The following is a 26,306-nucleotide window of genomic DNA, read 5'->3' on the forward strand; positions in this document are numbered from 1 at the left end:
AGTATTCCCTTGAGAACCGTGGAAGACGACCACGTTGATAGGCTGGGTGTGGAAGTGCGGCAACGCATGAAGCTTACCAGTACTAATCGTTCGATTGGCTTGATCGTTCCCATTGCTCATGCTCATCATCCAGATGAGCGACGTGTTCAAAACAAAACGAGTGAAGGCGATAAACCGCAAGCGGTTTACGCCGACCTCACCAGCTTCTCATCCGGTTTGCGTCCGCTAGACGCAAATCTTGCGCTTTGCCGACCTGGTGGTTCTGGCGGGGTGGCTGCACCCGTTCCCATTCCGAACACGGCCGTGAAACGCCCCAGCGCCGATGGTACTTCGTCTTAAGACGCGGGAGAGTAGGTCGCTGCCAGGTCTGCAAATCGCAAGAAAATCCGGAAATCTTCTCGACACAAAACTCGGCCAAGCCGAAACGCAAGGGCCGCCACCAAGCGGCCTTTTTGCGTAGGTAAAATCGAAACACACAACGGGATTTTGCTTCGCAAAACCCGGACCGGAAAAAGCATAAACCGCCAAGCGGTTTACGCTACCGCGCCAAATCCCAAAGGGATTTGCGCTGGACGCGGGGTGGAGCAGCCCGGTAGCTCGTCAGGCTCATAACCTGAAGGCCGCAGGTTCAAATCCTGCCCCCGCAACCAAATCAAAAAAAGCCCGCATGGAGAAATCCAGCGGGCTTTTTGGCGTTTGAACGGCCGAAAGCATTCCCCTGCTAAGCCGCAAGCGTCCAATTTAGGTGACGTCCTGAGATCTGATCACGTCCGCCAGGATGGCATTCAGCGCAAACGCACGCTCCAGTGGGACATAATGGCCGCAAGCCGGGAGGACGTGCACACGGCCGTCGATCGCGGCGGCGGCCTGTGAGGCGCCCGCCCTTGGCCCCGGAGCGACGTCGTCCGCTCCGGACACGATCGTGATCGGCCCTGGAAACGTCGAGAGGCAGTGATCCCGGCTCTGCCGCGTATGAAACACGGTAACGCCCCTTGCTATCTCCGCCGCCGAGGATCGTAACGCCATTACTTTCGCCCGGTTGACGGTCGCCGCACTGGTGGCGCGGGAAAACAGCGGCGCCCAATAGGATTCCCAGGCAGCTTCCGGGCCTTCCTCGCCAATCAGCCTGAGCGCGGAGGCATGGAAAGTCGGATCGGGATGATGCCTGGCCTTCGTGCCGATAAGCACCAGCGCCGAGACCCGTTGCGGTGCGATGGTCGCGACCTCGAGCGCGCACGATCCGCCGACGGAACAGCCGACCACGATGATATTGTCGCCCTTCAGCGGTTCGAGTGCGGCCCGCGCCCATGCGTCAATCGTCTCTCCCGAAGAATAGAGGGTCGGGGCATGGGTTGCGCCTGGCAGCAGATGCATCTGCTCCGCCCACATGGAACCGTCGAGCGGCAATGCGTGCAGCAGCAAGAGTTCGGGGGCCGATCTTGGCTGCGGCCCGTTGGTGGAATGGGCGATCATGGAACGCACTATGAGCCAGCCGCCGGCGAAAGGGCAATCCTGCCGCGCTTCGGACGGTTCACCAGCGGAGCGATGTCCGCAGTAGTCCGTCAGGAGTGTAGTGTTGCTCGATATGCCCGCGCGCGCCCGCTGGACAATCGCGCAAAAATAGAAACTATCGCCGTGACCGGAACAGAGTCGAAACGCGGCCTTAGGGCGGGAGTGGCACGACATGAGTTATCAGGGAACCTTGGACGTTCACCGAAGCCGGCCCGTCCACGTGCTCTTTTTCGTCTGCGCCGCTTTGGCGATCCTCGGCAGCCTGCTTGCCGCCCCCGACGATTCTCCCTGGCGCTGGCTGCATTATCTGACGAAGCCGACGGCGACGCTGCTGCTTCTCGTCGTGGTGTTGCGAACGATCTCTGAAACACCCAGCGCCTATGCCTGGGCCGTTGCTATCGGTCTCGTCTTCGCGGCGGCCGGCGATGTCTTTCTTATGCTGCCGGGTGATTATTTCCTGGCAGGCCTCGTTTGCTTTCTGCTGACCCATTGCACCTATATTTACGCACTCACCCGTGATGCCAAGTTTGCCGAAAGCAAAGGCATCTTCGCGGCCTTTGCCCTCGTTGCGCTCGCCGTTGTCGGTGGGCTCTGGACCTCGCTTCCTGACGAAATGCGCATTCCCGTCATCATCTACGCCCTGGCGCTTGGAGCAATGGCGGCTCAGGCCATTTCGCGCGCCCGACAGCTTTCGGGAACGCCCCGGGCAACGGCGGCACGGCTCGCCGCCTATGGCGGCCTGTTGTTCCTGATCAGTGACAGCATACTCGCCTATGGCCGCTTCCGCTTCGCGATCCCCTTCAACGCGCTCTGGGTGCTTGGCACCTACTACGCAGCCCAATGGTTCTTTGCCCGCTCGACCGATGACCATAGCCACTGACAACCCCGCAGGTCTCCATGCCACTTTCGACGGGCTACGCACGACCTGGCGCGACAACCGGCCGTCCGTCGAACAACGCCGTGCGGACCTGAGCCGGCTCAGGGACCGCCTGCGCGACCGCATGGAGGAGATGTGCGAGGCGATCGAAGAGGATTTTGGTCATCGCGCCCTCGGTGTCGTCGGTATCATTTCGCCGTGGAACTACCCGGTCAACCTGGCGCTTGCCCCCTTGGTGGCGGCGATCGCGGCCGGTAACCACGTGTACCTGAAGCCGTCCGAACACACGCCGCGCACCGCGGAATTCCTTCGCTCGCTGCTTGCCGAAGTCTTTCCCGAGACACGGGTGGCTGTTGCCCTGGGGGCCGCCGAGCTTTCGGCAGCCTTCTCCGCCCTTCCCTTCGATCACTTGTTCTTCACCGGCTCGACCGCCGTCGGCCGCAAGGTGATGGCGGCGGCCGCGCAGAACCTGACACCTGTCACGCTGGAGCTCGGCGGCAAATCGCCGGCGATCGTCGGCGAAGCCGCAGACCTCGCCAAGGCTGCTGCGCGCATCGCGACCGGAAAGTTCTTCAACGCCGGGCAGACCTGTATCGCGCCCGACTATGTGCTGATCCATGAGAGCAGGCGGGATGCTTTCGTGGAGCAGCTCAAACGGGAGGCTGTGGCGCGCTATCGGTCGAAGCGTGGTCTCGACGATTACACGTCGATCATCAACGACGCCCAGTACGAGCGCCTGAAGCGGCTCATTGCGGATGTCGAGGCGCGCGGTCATCCGGTGGTTTCCCTTCTCGAAGGGGCAGCAGACGCGATAGCGCGGGAACGCGTCCTGCTGCCGACGCTCGTGCTTGATCCGGACCACGACAGCGCCGTCATGGGCGAGGAGATTTTTGGGCCCATCCTTCCCATCGTCAGTTACGCTTCCATCGACGAAGCCATCGCCTATGTGCGCGATCGCGACCGCCCGTTGGCACTTTATTGCTTCAGTCGCGATAACGTTGAAATCGAGGCCGTCCTGTCACGCATCGTCGCCGGCGGGGTCTGCGTCAACGACACGCTCTACCAGTTCGGCTGCAACGACCTGCCTTTCGGCGGCGTCGGCGCCAGCGGCATGGGCCACTATCACGGGCGCGACGGGTTCCTGACCTTCTCCAAGGCGATGCCGGTGCTGAGGAAACTCGATCCGGCGCCGAGCGACCTGGTGAAACCGCCCTATCGGGGCATTGCCGACTGGGTCATCCGCTTCCTGTCGCGATAATTCGCCAAAAAATCTGCAATCACGCAGCAATTTGGCCTTGTAGCTCTAGTTGCTAGAGGTCGTAGCCTTGCTTCAGAATTTGCAAGGAGCAGGTTATGGCGAGCACTATTCGGGAAGCCCGTTATCGCGTCGAGGGCATGGATTGCGCGTCCTGCGCGTCCAAGATCGATACGGCGGTGCGCCGGCTGTCGGGCGTCGAGGACGTATCGGTCTCTGTGTCGGCGGGCACCATGTCGGTCAAGTTTGCCGACGAAAACGATCTTGCGACGTCGATTGTGAGCAGGGTCGGAAAGCTCGGCTATCGTTTGCATCCGATCCAGGCAGGCCAGGCGTCGGAGCGGAAAGCGGCGCATGTCTGCTCCGGACACGATCATGATCATAACCACGACCACGATCACGGCGATCACAGTCATGACCATGACCATGACCATGATCATGGTAATCGACACGATGAGCACGCCCATCATCACGAGGGTAACGCCAGCCAGAAGGGCGAGACAGCCGCGGCAGCGATGGGCCTTCACGGTCATGACCACGGCCCGACGAGCGGCCCCTGGTGGAAGTCGGGCAAGGGCAAGCTGACGATTGCCAGCGGCCTGGCGCTGATTGCCGCCTATGCGGTCGGCAAGACGATCCCGGCGACCGAGCCCTTGATCTTTACCCTCGCCATGCTCGTCGGCCTGTTGCCGATTGCGCGGCGCGCCTTTGTCGCTGCGACCATGGGCACGCCGTTTTCGATCGAGATGCTGATGACGATCGCCGCGATCGGCGCGGTCTTCATCGGCGCGACGGAAGAGGCGGCAATGGTCGTCCTGCTCTTCCTGGTCGGTGAACTGCTGGAGGGCGTGGCCGCCGGCAAGGCGCGCGCCAGCATCCAGTCGCTGACGGCGCTCGTTCCGAAATCCGCCTTCGTCGAGCGCGATGGGCGGCTGGATGAGGTTCCGGCCGAAACGCTGAGCGTGGGCGCCGTCATTCTCGTTCGCCCCGGCGACCGCATTCCGGCTGACGGAGTCATTCTCTCCGGCGAAAGTGCCGTCGACGAAGCGCCGGTTACCGGCGAGAGCACGCCGGTGCGCAAGGAAGTCGATGACACCGTGGTTGCGGGCACCGTCAATGGCTCCGGCGCGCTGCGCGTGCGGGTCACGGCCGCCGCTGCCGACAACACCATTGCGCGCATCGTCCGCATGGTGGAGGAAGCCCAGGAAAGCAAGGCGCCGACCGAGCGCTTTATCGACCGCTTCTCGCGCTACTATACGCCGGGTGTCGTCGTCGTCGCGGCGCTTGTGGCGGTGCTGCCGCCGCTTCTCTCCGGCGGCTCCTGGGACGAGTGGATCTACAAGGGTCTTGCCATCCTTCTGATCGGCTGCCCCTGCGCGCTGGTCATCTCGACACCGGCAGCGATCGCCGCCAGCCTTTCGGCCGGCGCCCGTCGCGGTTTGCTGATGAAGGGCGGCGCTGTGCTTGAGAATGTCGGCAAGGTCACGGCCGCCGCCTTCGACAAGACCGGAACGCTGACCGAAGGCAAGCCGAAGGTGACGGACATCGTCGGCTTCGGCCGGTCGGAGGCGGAGGTCCTGCGTCTTGCCGCAGCACTGGAGCAGGGATCGAGCCACCCGCTTGCCCGGGCCATCCTGGAGCGCAGCACGGCTGATGGCGTTGCGATCCCCAATATCGCCACTGTGAACGCGGTGGGCGGCAAGGGGCTGGAAGGCACCGTCGAAGGCATCGCGCTGTTCTTCGGTTCGCCGAAGGCCGCAGCCGAGCGGACGCCGATGACGGCCGACGAAAAGGCGCGCGTCGCCGCTCTCAACGATGAGGGCAAAACCGTTTCTGTGCTGGTCGCCGGTGGCGTGATGGCCGGTGCCATTGCCATGCGTGACGAGCCTCGGCCGGATGCGGCCGCGGGTGTGAAGGCGCTCACGGACGCCGGCCTCCGCGTCGTCATGCTGACGGGCGACAACCGCCGCACGGCCGAAGCGATCGGCCGCCAGTTCGGCATGGAGGTCCGTGCGGAGCTCCTGCCCGAGGACAAGCAACGTATCGTGCGCGAACTGAAGGCGGAAGGCTTCAACGTTGCCAAGATCGGTGACGGCATCAACGACGCGCCGGCGCTGGCCGCGGCCGACATCGGCATCGCCATGGGCGGCGGCACCGATGTGGCGCTGGAAACGGCGGACGCGGCGGTGTTGCACGGCCGTGTCGGCGACGTTGCGGCGATGATCCGGCTCTCCCGCTCGACGATGCGCAACATCGTTCAGAACATCACGATTGCGCTTGGCCTGAAGGCGGTCTTCCTGGTGACGACGATCATCGGCGTTACCGGCCTTTGGCCGGCGATCCTCGCCGACACCGGTGCGACCGTTCTCGTCACGATGAATGCCCTCAGGCTGCTTCGGCCCGTACGAGCCGTCTGAGAACCACCAAATAATCCCAATATGAAGGACCGGCGGCACCCGTTGTCGCCGGTTTTTCGCGTCCAAGTGCCTGTGTATATTCACGCTGGACTCTCACCAGCGATCTGATGAGAGTATAAGGAGATCACGGTTGAGGGCTTTCGCCCCGAAAAATCGATGATAAACTTAGACCAAATGGTAAAAAAATCGCCGGCACGGTTTCTGGGAAGAATGCCGAAGCGGGCCAGTTTGGGGATCGCAAGGCCAATATGGACAATATTGCCATCGAACTGCGTGGGATCGACAAGAGTTTCGGTCCGGTCCACGCCAACAAGAACATCAATCTAAAAGTCCGCAAAGGGACGATCCACGGCATCATCGGCGAAAACGGTGCGGGAAAATCGACCCTGATGTCGATCCTCTACGGCTTCTATCAGGCCGATAGCGGTGAAATCCTCGTCGACGGAAAACCCGTCGCGATCCGCGATCCGAATGCGGCGATCGCCGCCGGCATCGGCATGGTCCACCAGCATTTCATGCTGGTCGAGAACTTCACGGTGCTCGAAAACATCATGCTCGGCGCCGAGGACAGCCAGATCCTCAACAAAGGTATTGCCAAGGCGCGCGTCGAGCTGAAGCGGCTGGAGCGCGAATATGCGCTAGAAGTCGATCCGGATGCCGTCATCGAGGAACTGCCCGTTGGCCTGCAGCAGCGCGTCGAGATCCTGAAAGCACTTTATCGCCGGGCCGATATCCTGATCCTCGACGAGCCGACCGGCGTCTTGACGCCGGCTGAGGCCGACCATCTCTTCCGGGTGCTCGAACAGCTGAAGAACCAGGGCAAGACCGTCATCCTCATCACCCACAAGCTGCGCGAGATCATGGCGATCACCGACGAGGTGTCGGTCATGCGCCGCGGCGAGATGGTAGCAACGCGCACGACGGCTGAAACCTCGGTCGAAGAGCTTGCCGAACTCATGGTCGGGCGTCGCGTCTTGCTGCGTGTCGAAAAGGGCGAGGCCAAGCCCGGCGAGGTGAAGCTCGCGGTCGAGGGGCTGACGGTCAAGGACGGCCGCGGTGTCACCATGGTTGACAACGTCTCCTTCAACCTGAGGGCGGGTGAGATCGTCGGCATTGCCGGAGTTGCCGGCAACGGCCAATCCGAGCTGCTCGAAGCGATTTCGGGCATTCGTCGCGCCGTGTCGGGCTCCGTGCTTCTCAACGGTAAGCCCATCGACGTTACCGGCCGCGCCGACCCCTCCGAACTGCGCAATCGTGGTCTCGCCCACGTGCCGGAAGACCGCCACCATGTCGGTCTCGTGCTGAAGTTCGAGGAATGCGAAAACGCGATCCTCGGCTATCATCACGACAAGCGTTACCTCAACGGCGTCTTCCTGAACGTCGATGCGATCCGCAAGGACGCAGAGCAGCGCATCGCCGAATACGATATCCGCCCGCCGAATCCGCGGCTGAAGACCGCCAATTTCTCCGGCGGCAACCAGCAGAAGATCGTGCTGGCGCGTGAAATGGAGCGCGGGCCCGATGTGCTGATCATCGGCCAGCCGACGCGCGGCGTCGATGTCGGCGCCATCGAATTCATCCATAGACGGATCATCGAGATGCGCGACCAGGGCATGGCTGTCCTGTTGGTCTCCGTCGAGCTCGATGAAATCCGCGCCCTGTCGGACCGTATCCTCGTCATGTTTGCCGGCCGTGTCGTCGGCGAGCGCGATCCGGATGCGACCGAGGGCGAACTCGGCCTGCTGATGGCCGGCGTTGAAGGCCGCAAGGAGGCCGCAGAATGAGCACCCCCTATGCTAAGCTTCCGGGCTGGGTCGAATACGGCCTCGTCCCGCTGGTCAACCTCGCTGTTGCCTTCCTCGTCGCCGGTCTCGTCGTGTTGCTCGTCGGTGAAAATCCGTTGGAAGCGGCCTATCACCTGATCAACGGCGCCTTCGGCCGCGGCGAATATCTCGGCTTCACGCTGTACTACGCCACCACCTTCATCTTCACCGGTCTTGCCGTCGCCGTCGCCTTCCATGCCGGCCTCTTCAACATCGGCGGCGAAGGCCAGGCCTATGTCGGCGGTATCGGCGTGGCGCTTGCCTGCCTCTGGCTCGACCAGACGATGCCGTGGTTCGTGGTGTTCCCGCTGGCGATCCTCGGGTCCGCCTTCTTCGGCGCCGCCTGGGCCTTCCTGCCCGGCTGGCTGCAGGCCAAGCGCGGCAGCCACATCGTCATCACGACGATCATGTTCAACTTCATCGCCTCGAGCCTGATGGTCTACCTGTTGACGCGGGTGCTGAAGCCGCTCGGCTCGATGTCGCCGCAGACGCGCACCTTCGCCGAAGGCGGGCAACTGCCCAAGCTCGATTGGCTGCTCGCGATCTTCGGGCTGGATATCGGTACGGCGCCGTTCAACGTCTCGTTCCTGCTGGCGCTGGTCGCGGCCTTCTGCGTCTGGCTTCTGATCTGGCGCACCAAGCTCGGCTATGAAATGCGCACCATGGGCCACAGCCCTTCGGCCGCGCGCTACGCCGGCATGAGTGAAAGCCGCATCACCGTCATCACCATGATGATATCCGGTGCGCTTGCCGGCATGATGGCGCTCAATCCGATCATGGGCGAGCAGGGGCGCATGCAGCTCGACTTCGTGCAGGGCGCAGGCTTCGTCGGCATCGCCGTGGCGCTGATGGGCCGCTCGCATCCGGCCGGCATCATCCCGGCCGCCATTCTCTTCGGCATGCTTTACCAGGGCGGAGCCGAAATCTCCTTCGAAATGCCGTCGATCTCGCGCGACATGATCGTGATCATCCAGGGTCTCGTCATTCTCTTTGCCGGTGCACTCGAAAACATGTTCAGGCCGGCGATCGCCCGGCTGTTTGCGATGCAGAGCCGCCGTGCGGCCGTCGTGGCACAGACCAAGGGAGCTTGAAGCCATGGATTTCTTCCACGTCATCGTGGTGCTCCTCGAGTCCACCATCCGCGTATCCGTCCCGCTGATCTTCGCAGCGCTGGCAGGGCTCTTCACCGAGCGCGCCGGCATCTTCGACATCGGCCTTGAAGGCAAGATGCTTGGTGCTGCCTTTGCCGCCGGCGCTGTTGCGGCCGTCACCCAGTCGGTCTGGATGGGGCTGCTTGCCGCCATCCTGATCTCGATCGCGTTGTCGCTGGTGCACGGCTATGCCTCGATCACCCAGCGCGGCAACCAGATCGTCTCGGGCGTCGCGATCAACTTCATCGTCGCCGGCTCGACCGTCATCCTTGGCGAGGCCTGGTTCCGCCAGGGCGGCCGCACGCCGGCGCTCGGCGAAGGCGCACGCTTCCAGACGATCACCTTTCCCTATGCCGACAGCATCCGCGAAATCCCGATCCTCGGCCCGATCTATTCGGACCTGCTTTCCGGGCATTTCATCCTGACCTATGTCGCCTTTGCCATGGTGCCGATCAGCTGGTGGATCCTCTATCGCACCCGCTTCGGCCTGCGGCTGCGCGCCGTCGGCGAGAACCCGGGCGCGGTCGACACAGCCGGTATTTCGGTGATCTGGATGCGCTATCGCGCCGTCATCTGCTGCGGCATTCTCTGCGGCTTTGCAGGTGCCTATCTGTCGCTGGCCATGACCGCCGGCTTCGTCAAGGGAATGACCGCCGGTAAGGGTTATATCGCGCTGGCAGCGTTGATCTTCGCCAAGTGGCGTCCATTCAACATCATGCTCGCCTGCCTGCTTTTCGGCTTCCTAGATGCGCTCGCCATCCGTCTGCAGGGCAATCCGCTGCCGCTGATCGGCCAGGTGCCGGTGCAGTTGATGCAGGCGCTGCCCTATATCCTCACCGTAATCCTGCTTGCCGGTTTCATCGGCAAGGCCATTCCGCCGAAGGCCGGCGGCGTCCCCTATGTCAAGGAGCGCTAGAACCATGGAAAAGGAACTGTTCGAAGCCGCGCGTGACGCAATGGCCAAGGCGCATGCGCCCTACTCGAAGTTTCCGGTCGGCGCGGCGATCCGCGCCGAGGACGGCAAGATCTATACCGGCGCCAACATCGAGAACCTGTCCTTCCCCGAGGGCTGGTGCGCCGAAACCACCGCGATCAGCCATATGGTCATGGCCGGCCAGCGCAAGATCATGGAAGTCGCCGTCATTGCCGAGAAGCTGGCGCTCTGCCCGCCCTGCGGCGGCTGCCGCCAGCGGCTGGCGGAGTTCTCCGGCGCCAGCACGCGCATCTTCCTGTGCGACGAGACCGGCGTGAAAAAGACCCTGGCACTGTCGGACCTGCTGCCGCACAGCTTCGAGACCGAGATTCTCGGATGACCGCGGCCGCTGAACTGTTGAAGGCCAGGCTCGGGGGCCTCTCTCCACGCTATGGCATCGTGCTCGGCTCTGGCCTCGGTTCTCTGGTCGAGGCTTTGGACGAGACGTTGCGCCTCTCCTACGCCGAGATCCCCGGGTTCCCGGTCAGCAGCGTCTCCGGCCATGCCGGCGAACTTGTGGCCGGAACGCTCTCGGGCGTGCCTGTTGTCATGCTGTCTGGTCGTGTCCACTACTACGAGCAGGGCGACGCCAATGCGATGCGCGTCCCGCTCGAAACCCTTAGGGCGCTCGGCATCGAATGCCTGGTGCTGACCAATTCCGCCGGATCGCTGCGGGACGATCTGCCGCCGGGATCGGTGATGCGGATATCCGACCACATCAACTATTCGGGCTTCAACCCGCTGATCGGCGTCGACAGCGACGATCGCTTCGTCGGCATGACCAATGCCTATGATGCCGAGCTTGCGGAAAGAATGCAGGAGAGCGCCGAGCGCCTCGGCATTCCGCTTCTCGCCGGCGTCTACATGTGGTTCTCCGGACCGAGCTTCGAAACGCCGGCGGAGATCCGCATGGCGCGCATCCTTGGCGCCGATGCGGTCGGCATGTCCACGGTTCCGGAAGTCATCCTCGCGCGCTTCTTCGGCCTCCGCGTCGTTGCCGCCTCTGTGATCACCAATTTCGGCGCCGGCATGACCGGTGGCGAGATCAGCCATCACGAGACGAAGGACATGGCGCCGATCGGCGGCAAGCGGCTTGCCGCGATCCTCGCCGACATGATCGCGGCCGACGCGGTGTGCGGGTGACGATGCTTCCGCAGGAAACCATCAGGCGCAAACGCAACGGCGAGCACCTCGCCCCGGCCGAGATCGCGGATTTCGTTCGCGGCCTGTCGGATGGTTCGATCTCCGAAGGGCAGGTCGCCGCCTTCGCCATGGCGATCTGGTTCTCCGGCATGAGCCGCGAGGAGACCGTCGCGCTGACATTGGCGATGCGCGATAGTGGCGAAACACTCGACTGGAGCACCATCAGACGACCCATAGCCGACAAACATTCGACCGGCGGTGTCGGCGACAACGTCTCGCTGATGCTGGCGCCGATCGTTGCCGCCTGCGGGCTCGCCGTGCCGATGATATCAGGGCGCGGGCTCGGGCACACCGGCGGCACGCTCGACAAGCTCGAATCCATACCCGGCTATGATATCCAGCCGTCGGCGAGTGTCTTCCGCAGGACGGTCGACGAGATCGGTTGCGCCATCATCGGCCAGACCGCTAATCTCGCGCCTGCCGACAAGCGCCTCTATGCGATCCGCGATGTCACTGCGACCGTCGATTCGGTACCGCTGATCACGGCCTCGATTCTGTCGAAGAAGCTCGCGGCCGGCCTTCAGTCGCTGGTGCTGGACGTCAAGCTCGGCAACGGCTCCTTCATGAGCGATGCGCGTGAGGCCGAGATCCTGGCGCGCTCGTTGGTCGACGTTGCCAATGGCGCCGGCGTTCGCACCTCCGCACTCCTGACCGACATGAACGAGCCCCTGGCAGACGCGGCCGGCAATGCACTGGAGATCGACAATTGCCTGGCTTTCCTTCGAGGCGAGAAGAAGGGAACGCGGCTTGAAACCGTCGTGCTCGCCTTTGCCGCCGAAATGTTGGTGGCCGGCGGCGCTGCCGGCGATGCCGAACAGGGTGAAGCCCAGGCGCGCAAAGTGCTTGCCAGCGGAGCGGCACTGGAACGGTTCGGGAAGATGGTACATGCGCTGGGTGGACCGGCGGACTTCATCGAGGGCTCGGGCGCCTATCTCGGACGTGCGCCGGTCATTCTGCCGGTCGAAGCCGAGCAGTCCGGCTATCTCGCCGCCTGCGAGACGCGGGAACTGGGCATGGCCGTCATCGCGCTCGGCGGCGGGCGTTCGCATCCAGACGACAGGATCGATCACCGCGTCGGTTTCGATGCGCTGAAGCCGCTTGGAACGCGGGTCGAGAAGGGCGATCTCATCGCCTTCGTTCACGCGGCAGACCAGGAGGCTGCGGAAGCGGCCCGGCGACGCCTTTTGGCACTCTACACGATCGATGAGGCCGAGCCGGAGACGAGGTCCCCGATCGTCGCGAAAATCACCTGACGAGATGCAGGTCGCCGTCCTCGACACGGAAAGAGGACAGCCGGTTCAGGAAGGTCATGCCGATCAGAGTCCCCGAGAGCGCCTTGTCCGGAAGCACCAGCGCCTGAACGTCGCGCACCGATATGCCTCCGATCTCGATTCGGCTGAGGACCGCCGGCGCTGCCCCGACGATGCCATTGGCCGTGTTGACACGTGCCGCGGCGAAGTCGAGCGTGCTCGCCGAAATCCCGAGCCGCCTTGCGGTTGAAAAATTGATAATGATCGCACTGGCGCCGGTATCGACCAGTCCGCGTTCCGTTCGCCCATTGATGCGGAAGGTGCCAATGAAATGGCCTCTGTCGTCGGCGTCGAGCACGACGCTGCGCCCCATCGCGTATTTCGCGGTGGTCGTCGGCGGGGCTGCAGCTTCCTGTGTGGTCTTCCCGTTGTCTGCGTGGGACAGAAACCTGGTCGCAAGGTTCGGGACCAAGATGGCCGCGACTGCCGCAGCGCCGGCCAATGTCAGCAAACGGACGAGCATGGACATCACCTCTCAATCTAACTTATGCTCGTGCAAGTAGAGCTGGTGATGCCTAAGACGACATAAAAAAACCGCCGGGATCCGGCGGTTTTCTCATCGATTTCAGATCCTGGTTAAGGATCTGAAAATCACTTGGTGCCGTACATGCGGTCGCCGGCGTCACCCAGACCGGGCATGATGTAGCCGAGTTCGTTCAGGTGGCTGTCGATCGAGGCGGTGAAGATCGGCACGTCCGGGTGCGCGCTCTGGAAATTGCGGATGCCTTCAGGAGCGGCGAGCAGGCAGAGGAAGCGCATGTTCTTGGCGCCGCGCTCCTTCAGCTTGTCGATCGCCGCGATCGAGGAATTGCCGGTGGCAAGCATCGGATCGACGACGATGATCAGGCGCTCTGACAGGCTCTCCGGTGCCTTGAAGTAGTATTCCACCGCCTCCAGCGTCTCATGGTCGCGATAGACGCCGATATGGGAGACGCGGGCCGAAGGCACCAGTTCGAGCATGCCTTCCAGCAGCCCGTTGCCGGCGCGTAGGATCGAGGCGAAGACAAGCTTCTTGCCTTCGAGGACCGGCGAGTCGATTTCCTGCAGCGGCGTTTCGATGCGCTCCATCGTCAGCTCGAGATCGCGCGTCACCTCGTAGCAGAGCAGCGTCGAGATCTCACGGAGAAGCCGGCGGAAACCCGCAGTCGAGGTCTCCTTCTTGCGCATGATGGTCAGCTTGTGCTGCACAAGCGGATGATCGATCACTGTAACGCCGTTCATGGCTCACCTTTCCGGATTTTTTGTATCCGTCCTTTTTCCATGGAATGCGCCTTCGCCGCAAGGGTATTGGCCGACCGGAGACCGTCATCCCCAGCCGGCAAATCGCGACCTGTACCCCTAGATCCGCGTCAGCAACCGCTGGCGCGTCGCCTCGTCGACAAAGGCGGCTTCGATCGCGGTCCTGGTCATGCCGTTGATCTCATCGTCGCTGAAGCCCATCACCGCGGAGGCGATGTCGTATTCCTGGGCGAGCGAAGTGTGGAAGAACGGCGGGTCGTCGGAATTGAGCGTGACGCGCACGCCGGCCTCGTGCAGGGCCCGCAGCGGATGCGACGCGAAATCGGGGAAGACCTGAAGCGAGATGTTGGAGCCGGGGCAAACCTCGAGCACCACACCCTCATCGGCGAGGCGCCGCACCAGATCCGCGTCTTCGATCGCCCGCACACCGTGGCTGATGCGCGACGGGCGCACGTGGTCGAGCGCGTCGCGAACGCTGAAGGCGCCCGAGAGTTCGCCCGCATGGATCGTCAGCCCGAGGCCGGCATCACGCACGATGTCGAAGGCGCGCGCGAAGTCGGCGACCTTGTGCATGCGCTCTTCGCCGGCAAGGTTGAAGCCGGTGACGAGCTTGTGTTCGCGCCTGGCGGCGAATTCGGCCGTCTTGATCACCGATTCCGGGCCGAGATGGCGGATGCCCGTGATCAGCATGCGCGATTCGATGCCGGTCTTCTGCCGGGCCGCTTCCATGCCGGCGGCAAGACCTTCGAGATAGGCGTGGGCACCCAGGCCGATCGTGTTGCCGTGGTCGGGCGAAACGATGATTTCGCTATAGCTCGTTCCGGCTTCGGCAAGTTCGGTCAGATAGGCTTCCGCGAGCAGCGCGTAGTCTTCCTCGGTCTTAAACAGCGAGGCGATGGCGTCGTAGCATTTCACGAAGCTGGTGAAGTCTTCCCAGACATAGGCCTTGTCGCGGATGATTGCGCTGGTGTCGACGCCATATTTCTCGGCCTGGGCCAAAGCCAGTTCGGGCGGCGTCGCACCCTCGATGTGGCAATGCAGTTCCGCCTTCTTCAGATGTGCGGTCAAATGAGGCTTCTCCCATGGTGGCCCGGCGCGATGCCGAGATGCTTGGCGACGGTTTCGCCGATATGCGTGAAGGTATTGGCAATGCCAAGCGAGCGGCTGCGCAGGGACGGCCCGAACATCAGCACCGGCACGCGCTCGCGCGTATGGTCGGTACCGCGCCAGGTCGGGTCGCAGCCATGGTCGGCCGTCAGGATGACGATGTCGCCCGGCTGCAGGCGCCGGTCGAGATCGGGCAGGCGCGCGTCGAAGGCCTCGAGGGCAGCCGCATAGCCGGCAACGTCGCGACGATGCCCGTAGAGCATGTCGAAATCGACGAAGTTGGTGAAGACCAGGCTTCCGTCCTCGGCCTCGTCGATGGCTGCAATGCTGGCATCGAAGAGGGCCATGTTGCCATCGGCCTTGGTCAGCTTGGTCACGCCCTGATGGGCGAAGATGTCGCCGATCTTGCCGATGGCGTGAACCGTGCGCTCGGCCTCCACCAGCCGGTCGAGGATCGTCGGCTCCGGCGGCAGCACCGAAAAGTCGCGCCGGTTGCCGGTGCGCGCAAAAGTCTGCGGGCTCGCGCCGACGAAGGGGCGGGCGATGACGCGGCCGATATTGTAGTGGTCGAGTAGGCGGCGAACGATCTGGCAAAGCTCGAGCAGGCGGTCGAGGCCAAAACTCTGCTCGTGCGCTGCGATCTGGAAGACCGAGTCCGACGAAGTGTAGCAGATCGGCTTGCCACTGCGCATGTGCTCCTCGCCGTGGCGGACGATGATATCGGTGCCGGAGGCGTGGCAGTTGCCGAGAATGCCGGGAATGTTGGCCTCGCGGCAGATCGCTTCGACAAGCTCCGGCGGAAAGGCGTCGCCTTCGGCGGAGAAGTAGCCCCAGTCGAACATGACGGGTGTCCCGGCGATTTCCCAATGACCGGAGGGCGTGTCCTTGCCGCGCGATACTTCGCTCGCCGCGCCATAGGCGCCATAAACGCGATTGGGCACCGGCATGCCCTGGGGAATCGTGCCGGTCGCAAGCTTTGCCGCGTGGATCAGGCCAAGCGCGGACATGTTCGGCAGGCTGAGCGGGCCCTCGCGCAATCCGGGCCGGTCGGCAGCACCGATAGCGCAGAACTCGGCGATATGGCCAAGCGTGTTGGCACCGAGATCGCCGAAGGCTTCGGCGTCCGGCGCTCCGCCTATGCCAAAGGAATCGAGAACGAATAGAAAGGCACGCGCCATGATGCACCTGACAGCGGGCGCGCGGCGATCGCGGCCCGAAACCTCCGGAAAAGCGCAGGCACGCCCTCTAGGGCACCCGCGCAATCTCGAAGGGATAGCGCCGCTCGTTGCTCAATGCAATTGCGCCGCATGTCTGTCCGATCAGCAATCCGAGCATTTTATCGGCTGGGAGAGGCGTGCGTGGAAGTAGGCCGTCTTGGAGAGATCGATGGTCTTTGTCGTCGCCTGAAGGTTGGGCGCATAGAGTAGGAGTTCGTGCGGTACCGTCAGTTCCGTGCGAATGACGAAGGAGTTGGTCGCTGTGAACTGGGCGGGCAGGGAGACCTTGGTATTGACGGCATAGGGCGTGCCGCCTGCCTGATCGCGCGACCACAGGATCGTGCCCTCATTGGTGTTCGTGACCGCGATGCCGCTGATCTTCAGCGTGTAGTTGGCGTTTCCGTAGGGCGCCAGGATGCTCTTTGCGATGTTCGGCACGTTGGCGAGGAAGGCCTTGTTGACCTCCGTCTGCTGCGCGACGACGTCGGCCGTAGCGCTTGCGGCGCGCGCGGTCTTGCCGGCAACTGTAAAACCGACCGAGAGTTCGAAGGCGCCGAGATAGGCCATCACCAGCAGCGGGGCGACGATCGCGAATTCGACCGCACCGACGCCGCTTCTGTCGCGCCGCAGCGCGCCAAGGGCCTTGGTGATCGGCTTGAGGCGCAGGATTTCAAACGCGGAATACGGCATCGCGGGGCGCCTCACTCGCTCTCGTTTCGGAAGGTGGCGGTCGCCACCATGAGATAGTCCTTCGGCATGCTTGAGCCGGCGGGCCGCAGGTTGGTGATGAACGGCCTGACGAGGTCCGTGAAGACGCTCCAGCGATAATAGGCGCGAACCACGTTGAAGGAGCCGGGGCCGCCAGGGGCAAACTTGAAGCCGGTCGTGTCGATGTCGGTGGAATCGGCCTTCCGCGGGATCAGCACGGGAAACTTGCTGAGATCACTGACCGCTCTGACGTCCAGATAGAATTGCGAGGGTAGGCCGGCTTCAGTGGCCGAGCACTTCATCAGGACCGAGATCTCGTCGCAGAACGCCTGGCGGAACTGAGCCTCGCTCATGTCGGTCTGTTTTCCCTGCTGGAAGGTGATCTGACCGGTGCGGACCTTGCGCGCCATCGTCTCCGTCGCATTCGCCAGGAGCTGGTCGCCGTAGAAGGCGGCGAAGGTTTCGAGCGAGGCGAAGATCACCACGAAGAAGGGAAGCGCGAGAATGGCGAACTCGATGCTTGTCGTGCCTTTGCGGTTGCGAAGGAAGCGGCTGAAAATGCCTTTTCGCCTTTTTTCGGCCCCGCTCGGCCGCCATGTTGCCTGCTCGATGTTCATTGCGCCGTCCCATCATGTTACGCCAGACGGGCGGCAGATTATGGAGCAACCATTGATATTTCGTTCTCAGGGATGGTGCGCATTTTAACGAACCACGCGCTTCGAACCCATAAAAATCAATTGGTGCTACCTGTGGTTTTGCGTTCCGCGTGACGCTCGCAATTTGGTGTGCAGGAGAGCACGGTGCGGGACGTTTGTTTATAGACGCGCACGGTGTTACCTTCGTCGATCGACACCAGGATCCGCTCGTCGACGATGGCGTTTCCGTCCTGATCGAGGATGACCAGGTTGGTGGTTCCGAAGTTGCGGCCGGTAATGACGATCGTACGGGCGTCCGCAACCGTCGCGTCCGCCACCTCGGCATTGCCGATGATGACCTTGCTGACCGGGCGATCGAGCTTCAATACGCGCGCATGATCCATATACACGCGCATCATGTCGCTTTCGGCCGCGGCGGCAACCGATGGGGCGAGGGCGGCGATCGCGAATGCGAATATGGCGGCTCGGCCGGTCGCGAATGGCGTGGTCATGGCGGGTCCCTAGGTGGTGTTCATGCCATACTCACCGGTCTTGGTGAACGAACCGTTAAGTCGGTCCTATTGAGGCTTTGCGGAGGCTTCGCCGTTTTCTGTTCGTTTACCCAATAATCAGGGATGCTTCGTTAACCTTCAGGTAACCGCCTTCTTTAAGTTGATGGCAATGCGCCAGGACTAGTTTGGGGTTCATCCGATCAACGGCAACAGTTGGCGGAAGTGCTGAACAACAAACGTGAAGTAGGAGAATCATCATGAAGAAGATTTTTGCCCGTCTGATGAAGGACGAGTCCGGCGCGACCGCCATCGAGTATGGCCTCATTGCCGCGCTCATCTCCGTTGCCCTGATCGCAGGCGCAACGACCCTCGGCGACCAGCTGAATTCCGTATTCAGCAGCCTCGGCACCAAGATGACGACTGCCGCGACCGCAGCAAAGTAATCGGGCTGACCGCCTCGAACGGAGGGGATTTCGATGAAGTCGATTTTCTGCCGCTTGCTGCGGGATGAGTCCGGAGCGACCGCGATCGAATACGGCATGATTGCCGCCCTCGTCTCGGTGGCGCTCATTGTCGGTGCAAGTTCGCTCGGCAATGCGATTAACGCCACGTTCAGCGGGGTCGAAACAACGGTTTCGACGAGCACGGCCGGAAAACTGTGATGATCCAGCTTTCGTAGCGGATCGACGATGGAGCCGCCCCCGAAAAGGGCGGCTCCATCGGTATCTATGGATACTGCGATCGGATCTCAGATCGCGTGCATCTGATTTCGGGAGGCCGTGAATATGACTGAAGCCGCCATTTTCGTAGTCTTTCCCTTTTGCCTGGGATTTGCGGCGTTTTCCGACCTGCTGACGATGACGATCCCGAACCGTGTTTCGGTGATCCTGCTTGGTGCCTTTTTCCTGGTGGCGCCAATGTCCGGCTTGGGGTTCGCCGAGATCGGCCTGCATGTGCTCGCGGCCGCCGCAGTCTTTGCCGCATGTTTTGCCCTGTTTGCGACGAACGTGATGGGCGGCGGGGACGCGAAGCTCCTGACGGCCTGCGCCATCTGGTTCGGCCTGACGTCGTCGTTGACGGCCTTCCTGCTCTATGTCTCGATCTTCGGCGGCGTGCTGACGCTCGCGGTGCTTTTGTTGCGCCAGCAGGAGGATACGCTCCTTGCGAGCGGCATTCCTTTCCCGCAGCTTTTGCTCACGGCCAAGAAAATTCCTTACGGGATCGCGATCGCGCTTGGGGGCTTTGCCGCCTATCCCTCGTCGCCGCTTATGGAGGCGGCCTTCGCGCGGCTGACTTGAGAGACCTTTGGGCCGACTGGTCAGCTTTCGTTAACTGCGCTCATAAGTAATCCGTTAACCATAATTACACCAATTCCTGATCAATCTGAGCCTGGCATTTCTTCGGGGCTCGGAAACAATCATGAAACCGGTTCGCATCATCATACTGGCAGTGGCCGTTCTCTCGGCTGCGATGGCCGGTCTTTTGGCGATGAGGCTGACGGGCGCGCCTGCGCCGCAGATGGCTGAACCGGTCGTCGAGCGTGCCCCCACCGTCAACGTGCTTGTCGCCAGCAAGAGCCTGCCCGTCGGATCGCGACTGGGCGGCGACAGCATCCAATGGATGGCTTGGCCGAAGGACGGTGTGGTCGATGGCATCATTACCGAAGAAAATCAGCCGACCGCGATCGATGATCTGAGCGGCGCGGTCGTGCGTCTGCCGATCTTCAACGGCGAACCCGTGCGCCACGAAAAGGTGGCAGATTCGTCCAGCCGCATCATGTCGTCGCTGCTGCCGGCGGGCAAGCGCGCCGTTGCGACCGAAATCACGGTCGCAACCGGTGCCGGTGGCTTCATCCTGCCGAACGACCGCGTCGACGTGATCATGGTGCGCAAGGGTGACGGCGAACTCTACCTGACCGAAACCGTGCTCAGCAATGTGCGTGTGCTCGCGATCGACCAGCAGGTCGAGGAAAAGGATGACGGCACCAAGGCGGTGGTTGGAACCACGGCCACGCTGGAACTTACGCCCGACCAGTCGAAGGTGATGACGGTTGCGCAGCAGATGGCGGAACGTATTTCGCTGGCGCTCCGAAGCGTCGCCGATGCGCAGGAGTCTGACACGGACGCCGCGGACTATCTGCTGAGCGGTGACGGCCAACCGAACATTCAGGTCATCAAGTCCGGCTCCATCGTCAAGGGCGATGGAACGGTCGGCCAGACGCAGCAATGACAGACACGAGCAGGAACCAGGTGAGAACGGGGCATAAGGTGAAACGGAGCGGAAACAAATTTCGGGCGTCTGTCGCAGCCGGCCTATCATTCTGCCTGGCGGCTACCGGCATGTATCTGCCGGCGCCGACGGAAGCTTTTGCCGGCGCGTCCTCGGTCGTCCGCATAGTCGAAAGCGGCCCCGGCGTGAAGAAGAAGGTCAGCCTCGGTTTGAACAAGGCCGTAGTCGTCGATTTGCCTGCAGACGCGCATGATATCCTCGTTGCCGACCCGTCTCTCGCCGACGCCGTGACCCGTACGTCGCGGCGCATCTACCTCTTCGGCAAGTCGGTCGGCCAGACCAACATCTTCGTCTTCGGTCCCAATGGCGAGGAGATCGTCTCCCTCGACATCGAGGTCGAACGCGATGTCTCCAGCCTTCAGTCCAACCTGCGCCGCTTCATTCCGGACGCCGATATCAACGTCGAGATCGTCTCGGACAACATCGTGCTGACCGGCACCGTGCGCACACCGCTCGATTCCACCCGTGCCGTCGACCTTGCCAAGGCCTTCCTTCAGGGCGGTGAGGCGACCACGCGCAACATCACGGCCCAGGGCAACAATGGTGACGCCGATATTTTCGCCGAAGACCGGCAGGTGTCGCAGATCGTCAATCTCCTGACCATCGATGGCGACGACCAGGTCAATCTCAAGGTCACCGTGGCCGAGGTCAGCCGCCAGGTGCTGAAACAGCTCGGCTTCAACGGCCGTGTTGGCGACGGCGAAAGCGGGATTGCTTTCCGAAACCCGGCCAACCTCGGCGATGCGGTCGGCGTCGGCGTGAACGCGATCATCAACAAGACGGTCGGCGGCACGGTGATCTCCAGCTACATCAACGCGATGGAGCAGGCCGGCGTCATGCGGACGCTGGCTGAGCCAAGCCTGACGGCGATTTCGGGCCAAGAAGCCAAATTCTACGTCGGCGGCGAGTTTCGCCTGCCCGGAACCCAGGAAGTCACGACTGATGACAAGACCGGCGAGGAAAAGGTTACACGCGAAGTCAACGATGTCGAATACGGTATCCGCCTGAACTTCAAGCCGGTCGTCCTCGGCCCCGGGCGCATCAGCCTGAAGATCGAGACGAATGTCTCCGAGCCTACCTACGAGGGATCGGTCGTCACCGGCAACGGCAAGAACGCGATCCCCGGCAACACCTTCCTCGGCATCCGCAAGCGTGAGGCATCGACCAGCGTCGAACTGCCGTCCGGTGGTTCGATCGTGATCGCCGGCCTGGTTCAGGACAACATTCGCCAGGCGATGTCTGGCCTGCCGGGCGCTTCGAAGATCCCGGTCCTCGGCACGCTGTTCCGCAGCAAGGACTTCGTGCGCAACGAGACCGAACTGGTCATCATCGCCACGCCCTATCTGGTCCGTCCGGTTGCCAGAAGCGCGATCTCCCGGCCTGACGACAACTTCAATCCGGCCAACGATCTCGACAGTTACTTCCTCGGCCGCGTGAACCGCATTTACGGACGGCCGGAAGCGACCGCTCCGGCAGGCCGTTACCACGGCAACGTTGGCTTCATCTACAAATAGGCTGGGTCATGACGCTTCGAACCGATTTCCACGTGAATTCCGAAAGGCCGAACGCCATGTCCTCAGGTCCGTCCGGAACATTCATCCGTCGCACGAGCCGGGCAGCCGTCCTGGTGCTGGCCGGTGCCCTGCTTGCCGGTTGCGGCACGAGGGACAATCTGGCGACCGGCTCCATCCCCGACGACTACCGCACCCGGCATCCGATTGTGCTCGCCGAAGGGGAACGCGTCATCGATATCCCGATCGCCTCGGGCGATCGCCGTCTTACTCAGGGCACGCGCGATGTCATCGCCGGTTTTGCGGCCGACTATCGCAACTCGGCAAGCGGCGTCGTGCAGATCATGATGCCGCGGGGCGCTGCCAACAGCCACGCCGCCCAGGCGATGCGCCGGGAAATCCGCGGGGTGCTGGTGAATGCCGGCGTACCGGCCAAGAGGTTGCTGGAGACGAGCTACGACGCCGGACCCTATGGCGACGCGGCCCCTATCCGTCTGAGCTATGTGGCGATCACGGCGCAGACGGGACCTTGCGGCACCTGGCCGGAAGACATGAACCTCAACACCATGGAAAACAAGAACTACTACAACTTCGGTTGCGCCTCGCAATCGAACCTGGCGGCCCAGCTTGCCAACCCGACGGACCTCCTCGGTCCGCGTCAGATGTCGCCGATCGACGCCGAGCAGCGCGGCCAGGTGATCACGGATTGGCGTGGAACCGAGAAGAAGGACGGCACGGTCATCACCTTCAACTGATATCGGCTGGATGAAAAGATGAGTACCATCGATTACAGGATCGAGACTGGGACCGAGGGGGACGACCCGTCCTTCGATGCGCGTATGAGCGATCTGGAGCAGGTTCGTCCGTTGCCGCGGATTTCGATCCACGCGTTTTGCGAAAGCAACGCGATGTTGCGGCTGATGGAGCGGTGCGGCCAGGATCGGCGCATGGCGAAGGTGAGCCTGCGCATCAACAGCGGCAGCATCGATGCCGCCGCCAACATGTTCGCGACCGTATCGACGCCCAACCTGATCATTCTCGAGACGGCGACGGAACCGCGTTCGCTGCTGACCGAACTGGCACCGCTGGCGGAAGTCTGCGATCCCAGCACCAAGGTGATCCTCGTCGGCAAGCACAACGATATCGGGCTCTACCGCGAACTCATCCGCAACGGCATTTCCGAATACATGGTCGCGCCGGTTTCGATGCCGGACATTCTCACTGCCGTTTCGGCGATCTTCGTCGACCCGGATGCCGAACCCTTGGGGCGAAGCATCGCCTTCATCGGTGCGAAGGGCGGCTGCGGATCGTCCGTGATCGCGCACAATTGTGCCTGGGGCATCTCCAGCCTGTTCTCGACCGAAACGATTCTCGCCGATCTCGACTTGCCCTATGGCACCGCCAACATCGATTTCGACCAGGATCCGCCGCAGGGCATTGCCGAGGCGGTCTTTGCGCCGGAGCGCCTGGACGAGGTGTTTCTCGACCGTCTGCTGACCAAGTGCTCCGAGCACCTGTCGCTGCTGGCGGCACCTTCGATGCTCGACCGCGCCTATGACTTCGAGACCGGGGCTTTCCACCCGATCCTCGAGATCCTGCAGCGCAGCGCCCCCGTTTCCGTTCTCGACATTCCGCACCTGTGGACGGACTGGACACGGTCCGTGCTCGGCGAAGCCGACGAGGTGGTGATCACGGCGATCCCCGATCTTGCCAGCCTGCGCAACACCAAGAACCTGCTCGACGCCCTGAAGAGGCTGCGCCCCAACGACAAGGCGCCCCACCTGGTGCTGAACCAGGTCGGCATGCCGAAGCGGCCGGAGATTGCCGCCAACGAGTTCTGCGATTCGCTGGAAATCGAAGCCGCGGCCATCATTCCCTTCGACGCGGCTCTGTTCGGTAACGCTTCGAACAGCGGGCGGATGATCGCCGAAATCGACAAGAAAGCGCCGGCCGCTGAAACCTTCTCGCAGCTCGCACATCTTCTGACCGGCCGCGTGACGATGAAGAAGGCCCGGCGCGGCGGCCTCGGCAAGATGCTTGCAGCGCTCGGCAGGAAATAGGAAGTAGGATTACGCAGATGTTTGGCAAGCGCGGAAACGAAGGCTTCGGCAAAGGCGGCGGCACCCCGGTTTCCGCCCCTCCGCCGATCGTGGCTGCGGTGCAAGCGCCGGTGGTCGAGCGCGCCGTGCCGGTACTCGCCGATACGCCCTCCGCCAGCGCCAGAGTGCCGACGCCCGCCCCGCCGGCAAGACGGCGGCAGGCGCGGACGGAAGACTACTACGACACGAAATCGCAGGTCTTCTCCGCGCTGATCGACACGATCGACCTGTCGCAGCTCGCCAAGCTCGATACCGAGAGCGCGCGCGAGGAAATCCGCGATATCGTCAACGACATCATCACGATCAAGAACTTCGCGATGTCGATCTCCGAGCAGGAGGAACTGCTCGACGATATCTGCAACGACGTTCTGGGTTACGGTCCGCTCGAACCGTTGCTTGCCCGCGACGACATCGCCGACATCATGGTCAACGGTGCCGGCCAGACCTTCATCGAAGTCGCCGGTAAAGTGCAGGAATCGGAAATCCGGTTCCGCGACAACGCGCAGCTTCTTTCGATCTGCCAGCGCATCGTCGGCCAGGTCGGCCGCCGCGTCGACGAATCGAGCCCGATCTGCGACGCCCGCCTGCCGGACGGGTCCCGCGTCAACGTCATTGCCCCACCGCTCGCCATCGACGGCACGGCGCTGACCATCCGCAAGTTCAAGAAGGACAAGCTGACGCTCGAGCAGCTGGTCCGCTTCGGCTCGATCACGCCAGAGGGCGCCGTTCTCCTGCAGATTATCGGTCGCGTCCGCTGCAACATCGTCATTTCGGGCGGCACGGGCTCGGGCAAGACGACGCTTCTCAATTGCCTGACACGCTATATCGACACGGATGAGCGCGTGATCACCTGCGAAGACACGGCCGAACTGCAATTGCAGCAGCCGCATGTCGTGCGCCTCGAAACCCGGCCACCGAACATCGAAGGCGAAGGCGAGATCACCATGCGCGATCTCATCAAGAACTGCCTGCGCATGCGCCCCGAACGCATCATCGTCGGCGAAGTGCGTGGCCCGGAAGTCTTCGACCTGCTGCAGGCGATGAACACCGGCCATGACGGCTCGATGGGAACCATCCACGCCAACACGCCGCGCGAATGCTTGAGCCGCATGGAATCAATGATCGCGCTTGGCGGTTATACGCTGCCTGCAAAGACCGTGCGCGAGATCATCGCCGGATCGGTGGACGTGATCATCCAGGCGTCCCGCCTTCGCGATGGTTCCCGCCGCATCACCCACATCACCGAGGTGGTGGGCATGGAAGGCGACGTGATCATCACCCAGGACCTGATGCGCTACGAGATCGATGGCGAAGACGCCGGCGGGCGGATCATCGGCCGCCATATGTCGACCGGCATCGGCCGGCCGCACTTCTGGGATCGCGCGCGCTACTTCAACGAGGACAAGCGACTGGCCGCGACCCTCGACGCGATGGACAAGGGCTAGGAGCTGCGATGTTCGGGATAGACATCACCGTTCTGGCGCTAGCGGCCCTCGTCGCCATATCGGCGGCGGCGCTTGCCTACGGCCTGCTGTTCTCGCGCATCGAAAGCGAAAAGAAGGCGGAAGGCCGCGTGCGCAAGATCAGCGTGGCGGAAACCGACCGCGCCAAGATGAAGGCCGCACGCGACCGCGTGAGCGAACTGTCGAAACGGCGAAAATCCGTCCAGGATTCGCTGAAGGAACTGGAAAAGAAACAGCAGGAGCGCTCGGCCAAAGCCACCCCCTCGATGAAGGTGCGTCTCACCCAGGCGGACCTGTCGATCTCCATCGGGCGCTTTTATCTGTTCAGCGCGCTCTTCGGTTTTTTCGCCTTTCTGGTCGTGCTGATATTGGGCGCCGGGCTCCCCATTGCCGTCGGCTTTGGCATGATCGCCGGTCTCGGCCTGCCGCGCTGGTTCATCGGCTACCTGGTCAAGCGGCGCTGCAAGAAGTTCCTTGAGGAATTCCCGAACGCGCTCGAAGTCATGGTCCGCTCCATCAAGTCGGGCCTTCCCTTGAACGACGCACTGCGCCTCATCGCCGCCGACGGCCAGGAGCCGGTCAAGACCGAGTTTCGCCGCGTGGTGGAATCCCAGCAGGTGGGCCTGAGCGTGACCGAGGCCTGCGCCCGTATGGTCAACAGCATTCCCCTGCCGGAGGTGAATTTCTTCGCCATCGTGATCGCCATCCAGGCGCAGGCGGGCGGCAACCTCTCGGAAGCTCTCGGCAACCTGTCCAGGGTCCTGCGCGAGCGCAGGAAGATGCGGGCGAAGGTCAGCGCCATGTCGATGGAAGCCAAGGCCTCGGCCTGCATCATCGGCGCCCTGCCGTTCATCGTCACGCTTTTGGTCTACCTGACATCACCCGCCTACATGATGGTGCTTTTCACCGACCCCCGCGGTCATCTGATCATCGGTGCCGGCCTGTTCTGGATGAGCATCGGCATTTGGGTGATGCGCAACATGATCAACTTCGACATCTGAGGGG

General features: G+C 62.7%; 26 protein-coding genes, 1 tRNA gene and 2 rRNA genes. 21 read left to right on the top strand and 8 right to left on the bottom strand.

Going from position 1 to position 26,306, the window contains the following annotated elements:
- From IB262_RS07215 to IB262_RS07225, 3 genes are all read left to right on the top strand, one after another.
- Positions 1-107, top strand: a 23S ribosomal RNA gene (locus tag IB262_RS07215); the annotation flags it as partial.
- 145 nt (positions 108-252) lie between these two features.
- Positions 253-367, top strand: a 5S ribosomal RNA gene (gene rrf, locus IB262_RS07220).
- A gap of 206 nt (positions 368-573) precedes the next feature.
- Positions 574-650: transfer RNA gene (locus IB262_RS07225), tRNA-Met, on the top strand.
- 91 nt (positions 651-741) lie between these two features.
- Here IB262_RS07225 and IB262_RS07230 read toward each other — a convergent pair.
- A complete protein-coding gene (locus IB262_RS07230; RefSeq protein ID WP_162728890.1) occupies positions 742-1,473 on the bottom strand; it encodes an alpha/beta hydrolase in 732 nt (243 codons plus the stop codon).
- A 211-nt stretch (positions 1,474-1,684) separates the two neighbouring features.
- On the opposite strand from IB262_RS07230, the gene IB262_RS07235 reads away from it, so the two are divergent.
- From IB262_RS07235 to deoA, 9 genes are all read left to right on the top strand, one after another.
- Entirely contained in the window at positions 1,685-2,392 is a 708-nt protein-coding gene (locus IB262_RS07235; protein WP_034805132.1) for a lysoplasmalogenase, read from the top strand.
- Entirely contained in the window at positions 2,376-3,647 is a 1,272-nt protein-coding gene (locus tag IB262_RS07240) for an aldehyde dehydrogenase family protein (protein ID WP_192493498.1), read from the top strand. The genes IB262_RS07235 and IB262_RS07240 overlap by 17 nt, the downstream gene beginning before the upstream one ends.
- Positions 3,648-3,742: 95 nt before the next feature.
- On the top strand, positions 3,743-6,061 hold the full coding sequence (locus IB262_RS07245; RefSeq protein WP_192356750.1) for a heavy metal translocating P-type ATPase: 2,319 nt from the start codon (positions 3,743-3,745) through the stop codon (positions 6,059-6,061).
- A 248-nt stretch (positions 6,062-6,309) separates the two neighbouring features.
- A complete protein-coding gene (locus IB262_RS07250; RefSeq protein ID WP_034805126.1) occupies positions 6,310-7,845 on the top strand; it encodes an ABC transporter ATP-binding protein in 1,536 nt (511 codons plus the stop codon).
- Complete coding sequence (locus tag IB262_RS07255) at positions 7,842-8,975, top strand: ABC transporter permease (RefSeq protein WP_034805123.1); 1,134 nt, start codon at positions 7,842-7,844, stop codon at positions 8,973-8,975. Before IB262_RS07250 ends, IB262_RS07255 begins: the two co-directional genes overlap by 4 nt.
- A gap of 4 nt (positions 8,976-8,979) precedes the next feature.
- Positions 8,980-9,951, top strand: coding sequence for an ABC transporter permease (locus tag IB262_RS07260; RefSeq protein ID WP_043622808.1), 972 nt, complete (start codon positions 8,980-8,982; stop codon positions 9,949-9,951).
- A 4-nt stretch (positions 9,952-9,955) separates the two neighbouring features.
- Positions 9,956-10,348: a cytidine deaminase gene (locus IB262_RS07265; RefSeq protein WP_034805117.1), complete on the top strand. Its 393-nt coding sequence runs from the start codon at positions 9,956-9,958 to the stop codon at positions 10,346-10,348.
- Positions 10,345-11,151: a purine-nucleoside phosphorylase gene (locus IB262_RS07270; protein ID WP_060580511.1), complete on the top strand. Its 807-nt coding sequence runs from the start codon at positions 10,345-10,347 to the stop codon at positions 11,149-11,151. Before IB262_RS07265 ends, IB262_RS07270 begins: the two co-directional genes overlap by 4 nt.
- Positions 11,148-12,464, top strand: a complete 1,317-nt coding sequence (gene deoA / locus IB262_RS07275; RefSeq protein ID WP_192493499.1) for a thymidine phosphorylase — start codon at positions 11,148-11,150, stop codon at positions 12,462-12,464. The genes IB262_RS07270 and deoA overlap by 4 nt, the downstream gene beginning before the upstream one ends.
- On the opposite strand, the gene IB262_RS07280 is transcribed toward deoA, so the two are convergent.
- The 7 genes from IB262_RS07280 to IB262_RS07310 all read right to left on the bottom strand — a co-directional run bounded on the left by IB262_RS07280 (position 12,457) and on the right by IB262_RS07310 (position 17,939).
- On the bottom strand, positions 12,457-12,984 hold the full coding sequence (locus tag IB262_RS07280; protein WP_089043333.1) for a TIGR02281 family clan AA aspartic protease: 528 nt from the start codon (positions 12,982-12,984) through the stop codon (positions 12,457-12,459). The two genes, deoA and IB262_RS07280, sit on opposite strands and share 8 nt — an antisense overlap.
- 128 nt (positions 12,985-13,112) lie before the next feature.
- A complete protein-coding gene (upp, locus tag IB262_RS07285) occupies positions 13,113-13,742 on the bottom strand; it encodes a uracil phosphoribosyltransferase (RefSeq protein WP_034805105.1) in 630 nt (209 codons plus the stop codon).
- Between the two features lie 117 nt (positions 13,743-13,859).
- On the bottom strand, positions 13,860-14,828 hold the full coding sequence (locus IB262_RS07290) for an adenosine deaminase (RefSeq protein ID WP_192493500.1): 969 nt from the start codon (positions 14,826-14,828) through the stop codon (positions 13,860-13,862).
- A complete protein-coding gene (locus IB262_RS07295; RefSeq protein ID WP_112977013.1) occupies positions 14,825-16,045 on the bottom strand; it encodes a phosphopentomutase in 1,221 nt (406 codons plus the stop codon). Before IB262_RS07295 ends, IB262_RS07290 begins: the two co-directional genes overlap by 4 nt.
- Positions 16,046-16,186: 141 nt before the next feature.
- A complete protein-coding gene (locus tag IB262_RS07300; RefSeq protein ID WP_112977012.1) occupies positions 16,187-16,774 on the bottom strand; it encodes a TadE/TadG family type IV pilus assembly protein in 588 nt (195 codons plus the stop codon).
- Positions 16,775-16,785: 11 nt separating this feature from the next.
- The gene (locus tag IB262_RS07305) at positions 16,786-17,409 is read right to left on the bottom strand and encodes a TadE/TadG family type IV pilus assembly protein (RefSeq protein ID WP_060580516.1); all 624 of its coding nucleotides are present in this window, start codon (positions 17,407-17,409) and stop codon (positions 16,786-16,788) included.
- A 116-nt stretch (positions 17,410-17,525) separates the two neighbouring features.
- Positions 17,526-17,939, bottom strand: coding sequence for a pilus assembly protein N-terminal domain-containing protein (locus tag IB262_RS07310; RefSeq protein WP_034805079.1), 414 nt, complete (start codon positions 17,937-17,939; stop codon positions 17,526-17,528).
- Between the two features lie 257 nt (positions 17,940-18,196).
- Between IB262_RS07310 and IB262_RS07315 the strand changes: the two genes are divergently transcribed.
- The 9 genes from IB262_RS07315 (at position 18,197) to IB262_RS07355 (ending at position 26,302) form a co-directional block, all read left to right on the top strand.
- Positions 18,197-18,382, top strand: coding sequence for a Flp family type IVb pilin (locus IB262_RS07315; protein ID WP_060580517.1), 186 nt, complete (start codon positions 18,197-18,199; stop codon positions 18,380-18,382).
- A 33-nt stretch (positions 18,383-18,415) separates the two neighbouring features.
- Positions 18,416-18,601 carry a Flp family type IVb pilin gene (locus tag IB262_RS07320; protein WP_060580518.1) on the top strand — a complete coding sequence of 62 codons (186 nt, stop codon included), beginning with the start codon at positions 18,416-18,418 and terminating at the stop codon, positions 18,599-18,601.
- Between the two features lie 123 nt (positions 18,602-18,724).
- Complete coding sequence (locus tag IB262_RS07325) at positions 18,725-19,237, top strand: prepilin peptidase (RefSeq protein ID WP_060580519.1); 513 nt, start codon at positions 18,725-18,727, stop codon at positions 19,235-19,237.
- Positions 19,238-19,358: 121 nt separating this feature from the next.
- A complete protein-coding gene (cpaB, locus tag IB262_RS07330; protein WP_034805067.1) occupies positions 19,359-20,168 on the top strand; it encodes a Flp pilus assembly protein CpaB in 810 nt (269 codons plus the stop codon).
- The gene (locus tag IB262_RS07335; protein WP_060580520.1) at positions 20,165-21,742 is read left to right on the top strand and encodes a type II and III secretion system protein family protein; all 1,578 of its coding nucleotides are present in this window, start codon (positions 20,165-20,167) and stop codon (positions 21,740-21,742) included. Before cpaB ends, IB262_RS07335 begins: the two co-directional genes overlap by 4 nt.
- 56 nt (positions 21,743-21,798) lie before the next feature.
- Positions 21,799-22,494 carry a CpaD family pilus assembly protein gene (locus IB262_RS07340; RefSeq protein WP_090296388.1) on the top strand — a complete coding sequence of 232 codons (696 nt, stop codon included), beginning with the start codon at positions 21,799-21,801 and terminating at the stop codon, positions 22,492-22,494.
- Between the two features lie 18 nt (positions 22,495-22,512).
- Positions 22,513-23,799, top strand: coding sequence for a CpaE family protein (locus IB262_RS07345; RefSeq protein ID WP_060580521.1), 1,287 nt, complete (start codon positions 22,513-22,515; stop codon positions 23,797-23,799).
- A gap of 17 nt (positions 23,800-23,816) precedes the next feature.
- A complete protein-coding gene (locus IB262_RS07350) occupies positions 23,817-25,283 on the top strand; it encodes a CpaF family protein (protein WP_060580522.1) in 1,467 nt (488 codons plus the stop codon).
- 8 nt (positions 25,284-25,291) lie between these two features.
- Positions 25,292-26,302: a type II secretion system F family protein gene (locus IB262_RS07355; protein ID WP_060609560.1), complete on the top strand. Its 1,011-nt coding sequence runs from the start codon at positions 25,292-25,294 to the stop codon at positions 26,300-26,302.
- The last annotated feature ends 4 nt before the right edge of the window (positions 26,303-26,306 follow it).

This window comes from Ensifer sp. ENS02, from assembly GCF_014851885.1.
GTDB classification, from domain to species: domain Bacteria; phylum Pseudomonadota; class Alphaproteobacteria; order Rhizobiales; family Rhizobiaceae; genus Ensifer; species Ensifer adhaerens.